Origin of the sequence: Olleya sp. 1-3, assembly GCF_002836085.1 — a bacterium.
Lineage (GTDB): Bacteria > Bacteroidota > Bacteroidia > Flavobacteriales > Flavobacteriaceae > Olleya > Olleya namhaensis.
On sequence record NZ_PJBW01000003.1, the window covers coordinates 177,147 to 192,475 of the forward strand.

The 15,329-nt window shown below is 32.0% G+C and carries 17 protein-coding genes; 13 read left to right on the forward strand and 4 right to left on the reverse strand.

Annotated elements, in window-relative coordinates:
• Position 1: 1 nt before the first annotated feature.
• The 3 genes from CXF54_RS04765 to CXF54_RS04775 all read right to left on the reverse strand — a co-directional run bounded on the left by CXF54_RS04765 (position 2) and on the right by CXF54_RS04775 (position 2,803).
• On the reverse strand, positions 2-397 hold the full coding sequence (locus CXF54_RS04765; protein ID WP_157823394.1) for a hypothetical protein: 396 nt from the start codon (positions 395-397) through the stop codon (positions 2-4).
• Positions 398-591: 194 nt separating this feature from the next.
• Positions 592-2,079 carry a malate dehydrogenase (quinone) gene (gene mqo / locus CXF54_RS04770; RefSeq protein WP_101202668.1) on the reverse strand — a complete coding sequence of 496 codons (1,488 nt, stop codon included), beginning with the start codon at positions 2,077-2,079 and terminating at the stop codon, positions 592-594.
• A gap of 106 nt (positions 2,080-2,185) precedes the next feature.
• Positions 2,186-2,803, reverse strand: a complete 618-nt coding sequence (locus tag CXF54_RS04775) for an OmpW/AlkL family protein (RefSeq protein ID WP_090840472.1) — start codon at positions 2,801-2,803, stop codon at positions 2,186-2,188.
• Between the two features lie 180 nt (positions 2,804-2,983).
• Between CXF54_RS04775 and deoC the strand changes: the two genes are divergently transcribed.
• The 7 genes from deoC to CXF54_RS04810 all read left to right on the forward strand — a co-directional run bounded on the left by deoC (position 2,984) and on the right by CXF54_RS04810 (position 9,532).
• Entirely contained in the window at positions 2,984-3,655 is a 672-nt protein-coding gene (gene deoC, locus CXF54_RS04780; protein ID WP_101202669.1) for a deoxyribose-phosphate aldolase, read from the forward strand.
• 35 nt (positions 3,656-3,690) lie between these two features.
• Positions 3,691-4,389, forward strand: coding sequence for a purine-nucleoside phosphorylase (gene deoD / locus CXF54_RS04785; protein ID WP_101202670.1), 699 nt, complete (start codon positions 3,691-3,693; stop codon positions 4,387-4,389).
• A gap of 9 nt (positions 4,390-4,398) precedes the next feature.
• The gene (locus CXF54_RS04790; protein ID WP_090840480.1) at positions 4,399-4,908 is read left to right on the forward strand and encodes a SixA phosphatase family protein; all 510 of its coding nucleotides are present in this window, start codon (positions 4,399-4,401) and stop codon (positions 4,906-4,908) included.
• Positions 4,908-5,411, forward strand: a complete 504-nt coding sequence (locus CXF54_RS04795) for a GNAT family N-acetyltransferase (RefSeq protein ID WP_101202671.1) — start codon at positions 4,908-4,910, stop codon at positions 5,409-5,411. The genes CXF54_RS04790 and CXF54_RS04795 overlap by 1 nt, the downstream gene beginning before the upstream one ends.
• 34 nt (positions 5,412-5,445) lie before the next feature.
• Positions 5,446-5,904: an SsrA-binding protein SmpB gene (smpB, locus tag CXF54_RS04800; RefSeq protein ID WP_090840485.1), complete on the forward strand. Its 459-nt coding sequence runs from the start codon at positions 5,446-5,448 to the stop codon at positions 5,902-5,904.
• Between the two features lie 204 nt (positions 5,905-6,108).
• Complete coding sequence (locus CXF54_RS04805) at positions 6,109-8,577, forward strand: DUF5686 and carboxypeptidase regulatory-like domain-containing protein (RefSeq protein ID WP_101202672.1); 2,469 nt, start codon at positions 6,109-6,111, stop codon at positions 8,575-8,577.
• A 76-nt stretch (positions 8,578-8,653) separates the two neighbouring features.
• Positions 8,654-9,532, forward strand: a complete 879-nt coding sequence (locus CXF54_RS04810) for a hypothetical protein (RefSeq protein WP_157823395.1) — start codon at positions 8,654-8,656, stop codon at positions 9,530-9,532.
• A 72-nt stretch (positions 9,533-9,604) separates the two neighbouring features.
• Here CXF54_RS04810 and CXF54_RS04815 read toward each other — a convergent pair whose 3' ends face one another.
• A complete protein-coding gene (locus tag CXF54_RS04815) occupies positions 9,605-10,246 on the reverse strand; it encodes a protein-L-isoaspartate(D-aspartate) O-methyltransferase (RefSeq protein ID WP_090840491.1) in 642 nt (213 codons plus the stop codon).
• Positions 10,247-10,405: 159 nt separating this feature from the next.
• Here CXF54_RS04815 and CXF54_RS04820 point away from each other — a divergent pair, with 159 nt between their 5' ends.
• From CXF54_RS04820 to CXF54_RS04845, 6 genes are all read left to right on the forward strand, one after another.
• Positions 10,406-11,365 (forward strand): Gfo/Idh/MocA family protein, encoded by a 960-nt coding sequence (locus tag CXF54_RS04820; protein WP_090840493.1) that lies wholly within the window; start codon positions 10,406-10,408, stop codon positions 11,363-11,365.
• A 12-nt stretch (positions 11,366-11,377) separates the two neighbouring features.
• Positions 11,378-12,265 carry a 3-hydroxyacyl-CoA dehydrogenase family protein gene (locus CXF54_RS04825; RefSeq protein WP_090840495.1) on the forward strand — a complete coding sequence of 296 codons (888 nt, stop codon included), beginning with the start codon at positions 11,378-11,380 and terminating at the stop codon, positions 12,263-12,265.
• 123 nt (positions 12,266-12,388) lie between these two features.
• Complete coding sequence (locus CXF54_RS04830; protein WP_090840497.1) at positions 12,389-13,627, forward strand: DUF1015 domain-containing protein; 1,239 nt, start codon at positions 12,389-12,391, stop codon at positions 13,625-13,627.
• A 104-nt stretch (positions 13,628-13,731) separates the two neighbouring features.
• Positions 13,732-14,223, forward strand: a complete 492-nt coding sequence (locus tag CXF54_RS04835; protein WP_101202674.1) for a hypothetical protein — start codon at positions 13,732-13,734, stop codon at positions 14,221-14,223.
• 52 nt (positions 14,224-14,275) lie between these two features.
• On the forward strand, positions 14,276-14,929 hold the full coding sequence (locus CXF54_RS04840) for a YggS family pyridoxal phosphate-dependent enzyme (protein ID WP_090840502.1): 654 nt from the start codon (positions 14,276-14,278) through the stop codon (positions 14,927-14,929).
• 37 nt (positions 14,930-14,966) lie between these two features.
• Positions 14,967-15,329 (forward strand): four helix bundle protein, encoded by a 363-nt coding sequence (locus CXF54_RS04845; RefSeq protein ID WP_090840504.1) that lies wholly within the window; start codon positions 14,967-14,969, stop codon positions 15,327-15,329.

Sequence of the window (15,329 nt, forward strand, 5' to 3'; positions counted from 1 at the left end):
ACTAAAAGCTAAATTCTAAAACTAGAATACGTCTATGAAAATAATCAGTATAATCTGATCTCAGATTTATAAGACCAAGAACAGCTAATTCATTAGGCATTAAACCGGCAGCCTCTCTTCTATTCCAATAATTAGTAATAAAACTATCATCACCTTTTATTTTATAAAGTGCTTTCATGTACTTCCCAATGTTATTAGCTTCTAATATTTTAGTTGAATCCTTAGATTCTGATAAGTTACTGTAGCGATAAACTTCATCCCATAAACCACTTTCATGGAATTCTTTATTTGCTTTATTTGACTGAAATTCAAACTTTTTAGGGTCCTCAATTTCAATAGAAAGTAAATCAATCAAATACTGTCCATAAGCAACATCAACAGATAAATTAGGATACATTTTAGTTAAATTATTTTCAAAATCTAACACAAGTGCATTAAGAGATTCTACTTGTCTCTCTCCAAGTATATCCTCAAATATCGCAACTCTTTTTTCTGATATAGTTTTAGAGCACCCAAATGTTAAAAGAAAAAGAAGTACAATTTGAATTTTATATGTTTTAAAAACTATCAAATTTCTATTTTATTTTCTACTTACAATTTTAAAGCGACTGCACTCTTTTTTAATTGTGCTTTAAACAAGTCTTCTGTAACCTCAGTATTATAAAAAGGAATCATTTTATCCATTACCGTCTTACCTTCTTCAGAGTTTAATAGTTCTGGAAAGGCTTTTTCTAAGACCTGTAACATTACAGACGTTGCTGTAGATGCTCCCGGAGAAGCACCAAGTAAGCAAGTAATACTACCATCTTTACTACTTACTACTTCCGTACCAAATTGTAAAACACCACCTTCAAATTCGTCCTTTTTAATAATCTGAACACGTTGTCCAGCTACTAAGATTTCCCAGTCATCACTATTAGCATCTTTAACAAATTTGCGTAACTCCTTCATACGGTCCTCATGAGAGGAAGTTACCTGTTCTATCAAATATTTAGTTAGAGGTAAATTATGCCAAAAAGCACCTAATAAAGGTGAGATATTGTCAAATTTAACCGATTTAAACAAATCAAAATTAGAACCTTCTTTTAAAAACTTAGGACTAAAACCTGCAAATGGACCAAAAAGTAATTCGCGTTTTCCGTTTATATATCTAGTATCTAAATGTGGTGTAGACATTGGTGGATCGCCAAGTCCTGCTTTACTATATACCTTAGCGTTATGTTGTTTTATAATGGCTTCGTTTTTACAAACCAACCATTCCCCACTTATTGGAAAACCACCATAACCTTCTTTTTCATCAATTTCTACTTTTTGCAATAACAATAAGCTACCACCTCCTGCTCCAATAAAAACATGTTTAGATTCTAGATTATGTTTTTGGCTAGTTTCAAGATTTTCCATTTCTACAGTCCAATCAATATCTGGACTTGGATCAATATCTTTAACTTCCATATTACAATATACAGGTGTATCAAATTTGGTTTCTAAAATATTGAATAATGTTTTTGTTAATGTACCATAATTAACCTCTGTACCTCTATCAATTCTAGAAGCAGCCATTACCTCATCCTCGTCTCTGTTATTCATAATTAACGGAAACCATTCTTTCATTTTACTCTTGTCCTTAGTAAATTGGATAGTATCAAACATAAAATGATGTTTCATGGTATTAAAACGATGCTCTAAATAATCTGCATTTTCTTTACCTAAAACCCAACTATGGTGTGGCACTGAAGCAATAAAACTATCAGGATCTTCAATTAAGCCAAGCGTCGCTAAATAGCTCCAAAACTGTTTAGACTCTTCAAACTGTTGACAAATTTTAATAGCTTTATCAATGACTACTTTACCGTCTTCTTCAGGGCAATAATTAAGTTCGCAAAGCGCAGAATGTCCCGTACCTGCATTATTCCAAGCAGCAGAACTCTCTTGAGCCACTTCACTAAGACGCTCCACAATTAACACCTTTAAATCTGGTTTTAGCAGTTTAGAAATCAGTGACAATGTTGCACTCATAATTCCGCCTCCAACACAAATTAAATCGTATTCTTGTTTACTATCTAGTTTAGCTTTGCTCATTATATCCTAATTTTTCTTTAAATATAAATAAGTCCAGTGATATATTAATTCTGAAACAAAAAAAAGACTACAAATTGTAGTCTTTTTAATTTAACCTAAGCTATTATTATAACTTAACACCAATACCAACACCTATAATTAATGGGTTAATATCAACATCTACAGGTAACATTACATCTCCTGTATTAACCGTTACATCTGTACTTAATAATAATTGTTTAATATCAAAATTGATAAACCATTTATCGTTTAAGTTGTAGTCAATCCCTGCTTGGAAAGAAAAACCAACAGAATTATCGTAGTCCATACCTACAACATCTCCTGAATCTTCTCCATAAAAAATAGTGTAGTTTACACCTGCTCCAACATAAGGTTTAAAATCTCCTGCGTAAAAATGGTATTGCAAATTTAACGTTGGTGGTAATAACCATACATACCCTAAATCTGTTTCACCTACCTCAACATCATGCTTAGTGGTTGCTAAAATTAGTTCTGCTGCCCAATGCTTAGTAAAAAAGTATGTAAAATCTAACTCAGGCACTACGGTCGTAGAAATATCGACATCTGCACCATCTAGATCATCACCAGGAGATGGTATTACACCAGCCACTCTAAATCTTGCCTGCCATTTATTAAAATCAGTGTCATTTGACACTGTATCCTGCGCATGCGCGTTTAATCCAAATAAACCGACTACTAAGACTGCTAAAAATATTTTTTTCATAATATAATTGATTTGTTGTTTGTTTTATACCACAAAATTACGGGAGACTAAAAGCTTAAAAGCTGACTTTTGTCATTGTTTAAGTAAGTTTTTTTGTTGTTTTTGCAATATAAAATTCTACTAAAAGTAACCCCTGCCTTTTAATCAAAAACCATTAACTTTATATCTTAATTTATTTAGATGAAACCATTAAGCAAGTACATAGATCACACCATATTAAAAGCTACAGCTACTAAAACAGATATAATAAAATTGTGTCAAGAAGCCAAGGAGCACGATTTTTTTTCCGTTTGTGTAAATAGTTGTTATGTTAGTTTGGCTAAAGCCGAATTAAAAAATAGTGCTGTCAAAGTCTGCAGCGTTATTGGTTTTCCTTTAGGTGCCATGAGTACTATTGCTAAAGTTGAAGAAACTAAACAAGCCCTAAAAGATGGTGCGGATGAGATTGATATGGTTTTAAATATAGGTCTTTTAAAAAGCGAAGATTTTGATGCTGTTTATAAAGACATTGACGCTGTAAAGAAAGTAATGCCTAACAACACTTTAAAAGTGATTTTAGAAACTTGCTATTTAAATGACCTAGACATTAGTAAAGCCAGTGCATTAGCAATTCAGGCTAAAGCCGAATTTATAAAAACGTCGACAGGTTTTGGAACTGGAGGTGCAACTATAAAAGCTATTACTTTAATGAAAAACGTCATTAATAACGGTAACACAAAAATAAAAGCCTCCGGAGGTATTAGAGATACAGATACCGCTTTACAGTATATTAATCTTGGTGTTGACCGTATTGGTACATCTAACGGAATTGCAATTGTAACCGGCCAAGCTTCGGGAGATAAAAGTTACTAATCTCAAGCGTAAGCATTTCACCTTAAAAAATAATTATGAGTATACATATTGGAGCCCAAAAGGGCGATGTTGCAGAAACTATATTGTTACCAGGAGATCCTTTACGTGCTAAATGGATTGCCGAAACCTTTTTTGAAAATCCTGTTTGCTTTAATAACGTTAGAGGCATGCTTGGCTATACAGGAATGTATCAAGGTAAACGCGTGTCTGTAATGGGTACAGGAATGGGCGTGCCTAGTATTTCTATTTATGCGCATGAATTAATTACACAATTTGGTGTAAAAAATCTGATTCGTGTTGGTAGTGCTGGTTCTTACCAAGAACATATCAAGATTAGAGATGTTGTTTTAGCTATGGCAGCATCCTCAAATTCTGGAGTAAACACGCTTAGATTTGGAGGTGCCGATTATGCACCTACTGCTAGTTTTGAATTGTTTCAAAAAGCGGTGGACGCTGCAAAAAACAAAAACATAGTCATTAAAGCAGGTAATGTTTTTACCTCTGACCAGTTTTATACGGATGATTTTGAGTCCTACAAAAAATGGAGTAAATTTGGTGTACTTTGTGTAGAGATGGAAACTGCTGGTTTATATACCGTAGCTGCCAAACACAATGTAAATGCATTAACGATATGTACTATTTCAGACTCGTTAGTTACAGGAGAAAAAACGACTAGTAAAGAACGAGAAACCACTTTTAAAGACATGATAAACATTGCTTTAGAATTAGCCTAATATTGACTTATGAAAAAACTACTACTTCTATTTTTAGTATTCCTTTTTACCTTTTCTGCACAAGCACAACAAGATGATAACACGTCAACCACAACGTATTATTTTATTAGACATGCAGAAAAAGATAGAAGCGATGCCACAAACCATAATCCACAACTAATTAAAAAAGGAAAACGTCGTGCAAGAAAATGGAAACGTTATTTTAAAAAAATACAGATAGACGCCATCTACTCTACTAACTACAAACGCACTTTAGGAACTGCTTTTCCGACGTCAAAAAACAAAAAATTACCTGTAATTGCATACAATCCAAACGCTATAGATTATGACGATTTTAAAAAACAAACCAAAGGGCAATCCGTTTTAATTGTTGGACACAGTAATACAACACCAAGATTTGTAAACGCCATAATAAATCAAGAAAAACACGAAGATATTGACGACGCTATAAATAGCAAACTGTTTATAGTAACCATTACTAACGGAAAAATTACAGATCAAGTTATAGACCTTAAATAATGCTAAACTTAAGTCCTGTTACCGTTGCTAAGCATGAGGTATTGCTGCAATTAATGCAACGTATTTATCCACCAGCCTACAGACAGCTTTGGAAAAACAACGATTGCAATTGGTACATAAACTCACAATACAACCTTAAGCACGTCACTAAAGAATTAGACGTTAAAAACACCGATTACTTTTTTATCCAATACAATACTAAAACCATTGGTATTTTAAGATTGGTACATCAAATACCAGAGGCAACAACCAAATTACACCGATTGTATCTAGATCACGATTATCAAGGATTAGGTCTAGGAAAACAACTAATGCAACTGTCAGAAAACCGCGCAAAAGCAAATCAATCCACCTCTATCTGGTTAGAAGCTATGGACACACAATTACAAGCTTTAAATTTTTATAAAAAATGTGGCTTTAAAATTGTAGACTCCTATGCGTTGGATTTTGAATTAATTATGGACCCTTTTAAAGGGATGCATAAAATGACTAAACAATTATAATTACTTTAACTTCAATTTTATTAGCTTTGCACCAATGCAAAAAAAGATAAACATACTTAATAAAAAGGCTAAATTTCAATATGAAATTTTAGATAAATACACTGCTGGAATCGTTTTATCCGGAACAGAAATTAAATCTATTAGAAACAGTCAAGCCTCTATCGCCGAATCTTTTTGCGAGTTTAATGAGCGTGGTGAGCTATTTGTGATTAACATGAATATCCAAGAGTATGCTTATGGTAATTATTACAACCACAGACCAAAAGCAGAACGTAAGTTACTTTTAAACAAAAAAGAGCTTAAAAAAATGCTTAAAGAAGTTAATACGTCAGGTTTAACTATTATTCCTTTGCGATTATTTTTAAACGAAAAAGGTTTCGCCAAATTAGATATTGCGCTAGCAAAAGGTAAAAAACTGTATGATAAGCGCGAAACAATGAAGGATAGAGATAACAAACGTGATCTAGATCGTATTAAAAAATCGTTTAACTAAACACTTCTTTTTCTTAATCTGCTTCCTGTTTATGGTTTGGTTTCAACTAAAACAAAAACGGTACACAGCAACAGCTTTAGTTTTCTATTTAAAAAAAACTTTATAATTTCTATAACAATATTCAATTTCAATAAGTTATATGTTTGAAGGCAGGCAACCTTTTTTAATAAAAAAGCGTCTATACTAATAAACAACCAACTTTAAATGAAATACTCTCTACTTACGCTATTTAGTTTAGTTAGCACTTTTGCATTTTCTCAAATTACAGGTACTGTAACATCTGACAATAACACGCCTCTAGCTGTCGTCAATATTTTTATCGAAGACACATACACGGGTACCACCACAAATAATGATGGTAATTATTTATTAGAAGTTTCTAAAACAGGAGACTATACTGTTACATTTCAATATTTAGGTTACAAAACCTTAAAAAAGAAGGTCACTATTGATAAATTTCCGTTTGTATTAGATGCTGTATTATCAGAAGAAGACATCAACTTGGACGAGGTTGTAATTAACTCAGAAGAGAATCCTGCTAACGCCATCATGAGGCAGACCATAGCCAAACGTAAAGACAATCTTAATAAATTAAAAGCGTTTAGAGCAGAGTTTTACTCAAGAGGTCTATTAAAAATGGTAGACGTACCCGAAAAAGTTTTAGGTCAAGACGTTGGCGATTTTGATGGAGCGTTAGATAGCACCAGAACAGGGATTGTTTACTTATCGGAAACCATATCTAAATTAGAATACCAAGCACCAAAACCAATTAAAGAGACTATTATAGCTTCAAAAGTAAGTGGGGATAGTAATGGGTTTAGTTTTAATAATGCGACTGATGTCGAATTTAACTTCTACCAAAACACCTTTGAACTAGGAAGCGAAATAGTGTCTCCTGTTTCAGACTTCGCATTTAATTATTATAAATTTAAGTTGGTCGGAACATTTTATGATGACTTAGGAAACCTAATTAATAAAATTGAATTACTGCCTAAACGCAAAAACGACAAAGCTTTTGGTGGTTTTATATATATTGTAGAAGACCAATGGAGTTTGTTTGGTACAGACGTTACATTAACTGGGCAACAAGCACAAATACCTGCTGTAGATTTATTTACAATTAAACAAACGTTTACCTATTACGATACTGAAAAATCATGGATAAAAACCACGCAATTATTCGATTTCAAGTTCGGTATTTTTGGTTTTAATGGTGATGGACGTTTTACTGCTGCTTATAATAACTACGAGTTTAACCCCAATTTTGAGGCTAAAAACTTTACAAGAGAAGTCTTATCTTTTGAAGATAATGCCAATAAAAAAGATTCCATTTACTGGGACACAAAAAGACCTGTACCGTTAACTAATCTAGAAGCTAACGACTATGTTAGAAGAGACAGTATACAGTTAATTAGAGAGTCTAAACCCTATTTAGACTCAGTAGACACAGTTAATAACAAATTTAAATTCGGTAATATTTTAGGAGGCTACAGTTACAACAACTCTTATAAAAAAACCTATTTTAATATCTCCTCCCCTATCAGTAAATTAGCTTACAATACTGTGCAAGGTTGGAATGGTACAGTATCTGCTAGCTACAGCAAATACTTTAAGGACGATAGTCCTGAGTATTTAAGACTGTCTTCTAACATAAATTATGGCGAGTCAGATGATCGCTTAAGAGCTATCGGAAACATCAGCTATAGATTTGACAAAAAAAACAGAGCAAGAATAGCGTTATCGGGAGGTAGTAAAGTAGAACAATTTAATCCTAACCTATCTAGTTTAGAATTACTAAACACCGCGTATTCCCTTACTGCAGAAAAAAACTATTTAAAAATTTACGATCGTAGCTTTGCACAAATAGACTATAGTCAAGAGTTACTTAATGGCTTACAACTATCTACAGATTTAAGTTATAACGACAGAAAACCGTTATTTAACACTTCGGACCAGGCGTGGTACCCTCAAGACAACAGAGACTATACTAGCAACAACCCATTAGATCCAACAGCTAACGGTGTAGCCTCTTTTGACGCGCACAACATCATGAAACTTAATGTAAACACGCGCATTAACTTTGGGCAAAATTACATGAGCTATCCTTTTGGAAAATATAACCTTCCAAATAGTAAAATTCCAACACTATATTTAGGTTACGAAAAAGGGTTTGGAAGTAGTAACTCCAACTACAATTTTGATCAATTTAAAGGAATGCTATATCAACGCTTAAATTTAGGTAACAAAGGGGATTTAACCTATTTAGCAAAAGGAGGGGTTTTTAACAATGCAGACAATATTGCTTTTGTAGATTACCACCATTTTAATGGTAATCAAACTAATGTAGTTCTGGATGGCAATTATATAAATGCCTTTAAAATTTTACCGTATTACGCGTTAAGTACTAATAAGGCTTACGCCGAAATACATGCAGAACATAACTTTAAGGGTTATATTTTAAACAAAATTCCGTTATTAAATAAGCTTAATTTTAATTTGGTTGCAGGATTTAATGCAGCAGCCACAAATGGCAATAAACCATACACCGAATACTCGCTTGGATTAAGTAATTTAGGTTGGGGTAAAATGCGCTTTTTACGTGTAGATTATGTGCGTGCTTACCAAGGAAGCGGTTTGGTTAACGATACGTTTATGTTTGGGTTTAGCTTTTAACTAATTTATGTAGTGCAAATCAAAACTTATTTGTACCAAAAAAAAACGCTAACTTCGTTAAATGCTCGATAAAAAAATGAAGAATAAAGTAAACATTTACCTTTTAGTTCTATCAATACTAAATTTATTAATACTTCTCTTCTTTTTAGAACTTAAGGAAAGCTTAATTATTGTTCCTTTTTCATTTACATTATTATATCTCTTTTATTTACTAAAAACTTCTAAAAAGTATAAAAATGAAGGTCTAAATATCTTATTCATATTATTCTACTTAGCAATATTATTTTTTCCAACATTTCATTTTCTTAGTTATAAAGTAAATGAAAATAATTATTACTTATCTGATTACTTAAAAGATGCTGCAAATCATAGATTAGAAATTAAAAAAAACGATAATCAATTCAGTACTTTAAATTTTGGAATAATTAAAAATATTTTGAATTACGAAAGTGATTTAACACTCAACAAGTCAGAATTCTTTAAGCTAAAAGAATTAAACTATTTAGATAGTGTAAGATTGTCTGGCGAAACTTTTAAAGCTATTTCCGATTCTTCATATAATTACATAAAACATCAAAGGCTTTCAGGGGGTGGATTACCAAAGCCAAGACAAAATACTTATCTAACAATTTTTAAAAACAATAACAAAATAAATTTATTTTATTTAAAAAATCAAACAATACGTAAAACTCTAGAAAACTATTTAAATGGTTATAATTCATTTTATGAAAGAACTAAAAATATTAATAAAGAAATCGGATTTATTGATTTTTGGTTTGCTTCAATTTCTTCATTCAAATTTTCTGAAATCATTCCAAATACATACTTGACAAAGTCATTATGGATATTCCAATCAATAATTTCATTCGTTTTGCTTTTTTATATTTCAACTAACATTCCACAATTAACAATAAAGAAAAACTCGAAAAAGAAAAAAAATGATAAACAAAAGTAATTAATGTTTGCCTCCATGTAATTTACATCAGAAAAACCAAACACACTATCCGACCTCAAAAAAACTGACTTATTAATTCTTATCCTCTAAAAGCGGAACAAATCTAAACTCACCAAATTCTGTTTTCTCAAAATCCTTTTGACCTGTTCTTACAAAAAGGGTCATTGTTTGTACATTTTCGCCAACAGGTATAACTAAACGTCCACCAATTTCTAATTGTGCTAATAATGGGTTTGGCACAAAAGGGGCACCAGCAGTAACTATTATACTTTTAAAAGGGGCTTCTTCCTTCATCCCTTTATAACCATCGCCAAAAATTAAACTTTTAGCTCTGTAACCTAATTTTGGTAAAAATCTGCTAGTAATTTTAAACAGTTCTTGTTGCCTTTCAATACTATACACTTTAGCACCAAGCTCGCATAAAACAGCAGTTTGGTAACCACTACCTGTTCCTATTTCTAATACTTTATCGCCTCTTTTAACTTGCATTAATTCCGTTTGAAACGCAACAGTATACGGTTGAGATATGGTTTGATTAGCCGCAATAGGAAATGCTTTATCTTGATACGCGTGGTCCAAAAAGCTAGAATCCATAAATAAATGTCTAGGTATCTTGCCAATAGCAGCCAATACAGCAGTGTTTGTAATTCCTTTATTCTTTAAAACAGCAACTAATTGCTGACGTAAGCCTTTATGTTTAAAAGTATCTTTCAATGGTAGTCCTTAGTTTAGAGCATAAAATTACTTCAAAAATTCAACCCTGAAAAGGATTTCCGTCAATTTATAATTTTGTCTTAAATCCAATATATAATTATTAAATTCATATAAAATACTGTGTAAAAAAACTTATTTTTGTATAAAACATAACAAACTATGCTAAAAGCTGGTGTATTAGGTGCTGGTCACCTTGGAAAAATTCATCTTAGACTATTAAATCAATCAGACAAATTTCAATTAGTTGGGTTTTATGATGCAGATGCCGACAACGGTAAAAAAGTTGAAGCTGAATTTGGTTACAAATATTTTAAAACTATTGAAGCGCTAATTGAAGCTGTTGATGTCGTTGATATAGTAACGCCTACCCTATCTCATTACGATTGTGCCAAGCAAGCTATTGCAAAAGGCAAACATATATTTGTCGAAAAACCAATAACAAATACCGTACAAGAAGCCGAAAGCTTAAGAGCTTTGGTTGCAGAATATGGCGTTAAGGGTCAAGTTGGACATGTAGAGCGTTTTAATCCCGCTTTTATTGCAGTTAAAGACCAATTAGATAGTCCAATGTTTATTGAAGCACATCGTTTAGCCGAGTTTAATCCGCGTGGAACAGATGTACCAGTAGTTTTAGATTTAATGATCCATGATATTGACGTTATATTAAGCGTTGTAAAATCTAAGGTTAAAAATGTATCTGCCAGCGGAGTTTCTGTTATAAGTGATACACCTGATATTGCTAATGCACGTATCGAGTTTGTTAACGGTTGTGTTGCTAATTTAACAGCAAGTAGAATATCGTTAAAAAACATGCGTAAAACACGTTTTTTCCAACGTGATGCTTATATCTCTGTTGATTTTTTAGAGAAAAAATGTGAGGTTGTAAAAATGAAAGATGCGCCAGAAACTCCTGGAGATTTTGATATGGTTTTACAAAATGCAGAAGGTGTTAAAAAGCAAATCTATTTTGATAACCCAGAAATATCTGCTAACAATGCTATTCTAGATGAGCTAGAATCTTTTGCAGATGCAATAAATAATAACACAACACCTATTGTAACATTACATGATGGTACAGAAGCGTTACGTGTTGCAACAATGATAATTGATCAATTTTAGAACAACATACAAATGAAAAACATAGCAGTTATAGGTGCAGGAACAATGGGTAATGGTATTGCTCATACGTTTGCACAATCAGGATTTAAAGTACAATTAATAGATATTAGCGAAGCGTCTCTAAAAAAAGGAATGGATACCATTACCAAAAATTTAGATCGTATGGTTGCTAAAGCTAAAATTACAGAAGCTGACAAAGCGGAAACTTTAGGTAATATAACAACCTATACAAATATTGAAGCTGGTGTTGAATACGCTGGTTTAGTAGTAGAAGCTGCAACAGAAAATTTAGATTTAAAATTAAAGATTTTCAAACAATTAGATGCCGCTTGTGGTGAGGATACTATTTTAGCAACTAACACCTCTTCTATCTCCATTACACAAATTGGTGCTGTAACGTCAAGACCAGAAATGGTTATTGGAATGCATTTTATGAATCCGGTGCCAATCATGAAATTAGTAGAAATTATCCGTGGGTATAGTACAAGTGATGCAGTCACTAAAATCATCATGGATTTATCTAAGCAACTAGGTAAAACACCAACTGAGGTTAATGATTACCCAGGTTTTGTTGCCAACCGTATATTAATGCCAATGCTTAACGAATCTATTGAAACGTTATACAATGGTGTTGCTGGTGTCGAAGAAATTGATACCGTAATGAAACTTGGTATGGCGCACCCAATGGGACCATTACAACTAGCCGACTTTATTGGATTAGACGTTTGTTTATCTATTTTAAACGTAATGTATGATGGATTTAAAAACCCTAAATACGCACCATGCCCATTATTAGTTAATATGGTAAATGCTGGAAAACTTGGTATTAAATCTGGTGAAGGTTTTTACGATTATTCAGAAAGCAGAAAAGCAGAAAAAGTATCTAAACAGTTTATATAATTAAAAGTAAAAAGGCATAAGTTATTAGTGTTTATAGCGCTAAAGACGTATGCCTTTTTTTATTAGTACTTTCTTCTTTTACCTTTTGCCTTTTGCCTAAAAAGACTTCTTATTCTCAAAAACATGACAAAAATACTCCCCTTTAAAGCTGTAAGACCAACTAGAGATAAAGTTAGCTTAGTGGCGTCACGTTCTTATCAGAGTTATACGCAAGCAGAAAGAGAAGCACGCTTGGATCATAATCCGTTTTCGTTTTTACATATTGTAAATCCAGGATACAAATACGACAAAGAAATCTCTGGAGAAGCACGTTATAAATTAGTAAAAAACCGTTATTCAGAGTTTAAAGAAGATGCTGTTTTTATGCAAGACCAAAAACCTTGTTTTTACATATATAAAATAGTAGACAGAGACTTTCAAGTCTTTAATGGTATTGTTGCAGCAGCAAGTGTGGAAGATTATACCAATAACATTATTAAAAAACATGAAGATACAATCGCTTCTCGCGAAACCGTATTTAAAGACTACCTAAAAACAGTAGGTTTTAATGCAGAACCTGTGTTATTAACCTACCCTGATAATGATGCTATTTCAAACATTATAGCAAAAAAACAAAAAGAACGTGCTGAGTTTGAGTTTACAACAACCTACAGAGACACGCATTATTTATGGCTAATTGAAGAGCCATCAGATATAGATACAATAACAGCCACATTTAATAACATGCCAACGCTGTATATCGCAGATGGACATCATAGATCGGCCTCGTCTCAATTACTTTGCGAAGACCTAAAAAACGAAAATCAAAAACATACAGGAGAAGAAACATATAACTTTTTTATGAGTTATTTGATTGCCGAATCGGAATTACGCATACACGAGTTTAACCGATTAGTAAAAGATTTAAACGGATTAACTAAAGAAGAGTTTTTAATACAATTAGATACCGTATATCGTATTGAAAACAGAGGATTAACACCATATCAACCATCAAAATCGCATCATTTTAGTATGTATTTGGATGGCGAATTTTACTCGTTATACCTTAGAAAAACAGAATATAACTTTGGTACGTCTTTAGACGAATTAGATGCGCAAGTCCTTTTTAAAACAATTCTAGAACCTATTTTAGGAATTACGGACTTACGTAACGATACTCGCATACATTACATTAGCGGAAAAAAAGACATTGTAAACCTTAAGAGTAAAGTAGATAGTAAGGAGTTTATCGTAGGTTTTGGCATGGTTCCTGCGACAATTAATCAAATGAAACAAATCGCTGACGACGGACTAACAATGCCTCCAAAAAGCACATACATAGAGCCTAAAATTAGAAGTGGTGTTACTATTTATGAGTTTTAAAATAAGACAGTAGTAAAAAGGTATAAGGGATGAGAGATAATTTAGATGCCATATTATTTCTTAGTTTGTCATTAAGACTAAAGCGCAGAATCTAAATTAGAGCTATGAAATCGACTAAATTATTACTAATAATATTTTTAATTATATTTTTTAATTGTTCAAGCACTAAAAACACAAACTCTGATTCAAATACTACAATTAACATCCAATACATAAAAGAGATAAAGAACTATAGTCATTTTAAAAAATTAATAAATAAAGACTTTGATTGTAAAAGTGTAGAGCAAAATATTTTAAGAGGAATAACTACAGGCGCCAAACAAACAACTACCAAGTGCCATAATATTAAAAGTAATGAGTTGGTTTATGTTTCTTTTATAAGTAAAGGTGATACTTATATTAGTCAGAAATACTTTTATAAAAACAAGGCATTAGTATTTATTAAAACTGAGGCTATAGATAAAAACAAAGATTCTATATTTAATGAAATTTATGTAAAAAATGATTCAATTTATTACAATCGACAACAATCACATGAGGCTAATCGGTTAGTGATTAATGGCGTATATTACTTAAATAATTTCAATTACGAATAAGATAAGTAAGTGAATAACCTCAAAACAAATTCATATTACCATAGGAAACATTATGAGCATCAAACAAAATCTAAACATAATAAAACAATCCCTTCCTGATCACGTCACACTAGTTGCTGTTTCAAAAACAAAACCGGTTAGTGATTTAATGGAAGCTTATGAGACTGGTCAACGCATTTTTGGAGAAAATAAAATCCAAGAAATGGCAGACAAACACCAAGAAATGCCAAAAGATATTAAATGGCACATGATTGGCCACGTACAAACCAACAAAGTCAAATATATGGCTGAGTTTGTAGATTTAATACATGGTGTAGAGAGTTTTAAATTGCTAAAAGAAATTAATAAACAAGCCAAAAAGCACGATAGAATTATCGATTGTCTACTTCAAATTAAAATAGCTTCGGAAGATTCTAAATTTGGAATGTCTCCAGAAGATGCTTCAACATTACTTCAGTCTGAAGACTTTTCATCTTTAAAAAATGTTAGCGTTATTGGTGTCATGGGAATGGCAACTTTTACGGAAGACCAAGATCAAATTAAGCAGGAATTTGGTGTACTAAAAACAACATTTGATTCACTTAAAACAGTACATTTAGATTTGGAAACCATATCTATGGGTATGAGTGGAGATTACCAATTAGCTATTGACTGCGGTAGCACCATGGTTCGCGTCGGAAGTAGTATCTTTGGAAAACGCAACTAATAGTTAAAAAGTAATAACTAAAAGTTTTAATTAAATAATGAAAGAATCAATTTTAAAGATTAAAAGTTACAATTTTGCCCTGCAAATTATTAAGTCTTACCAATTGATTGTAAAAAATGATAAGGAATATACACTATCTAGACAACTTCTAAGAAGTGGAACTTCTGTTGGTGCCAATATAAGAGAAGCCGAGTTTGCTCAATCTAATAAAGATTTTATTAGTAAAATGAGCATCGCTCTTAAAGAAGCTAATGAAACAGAATATTGGATTGCCTTACTTCATGATTCTTCATACTTAAAACACGACTTATTTTTGAGTTTAACTTCTCAAAATAAGGAATTAATTAAAATGTTAGTAGCTACAATAAATACTATGAAATCAAAATCAACTAATTTTTAA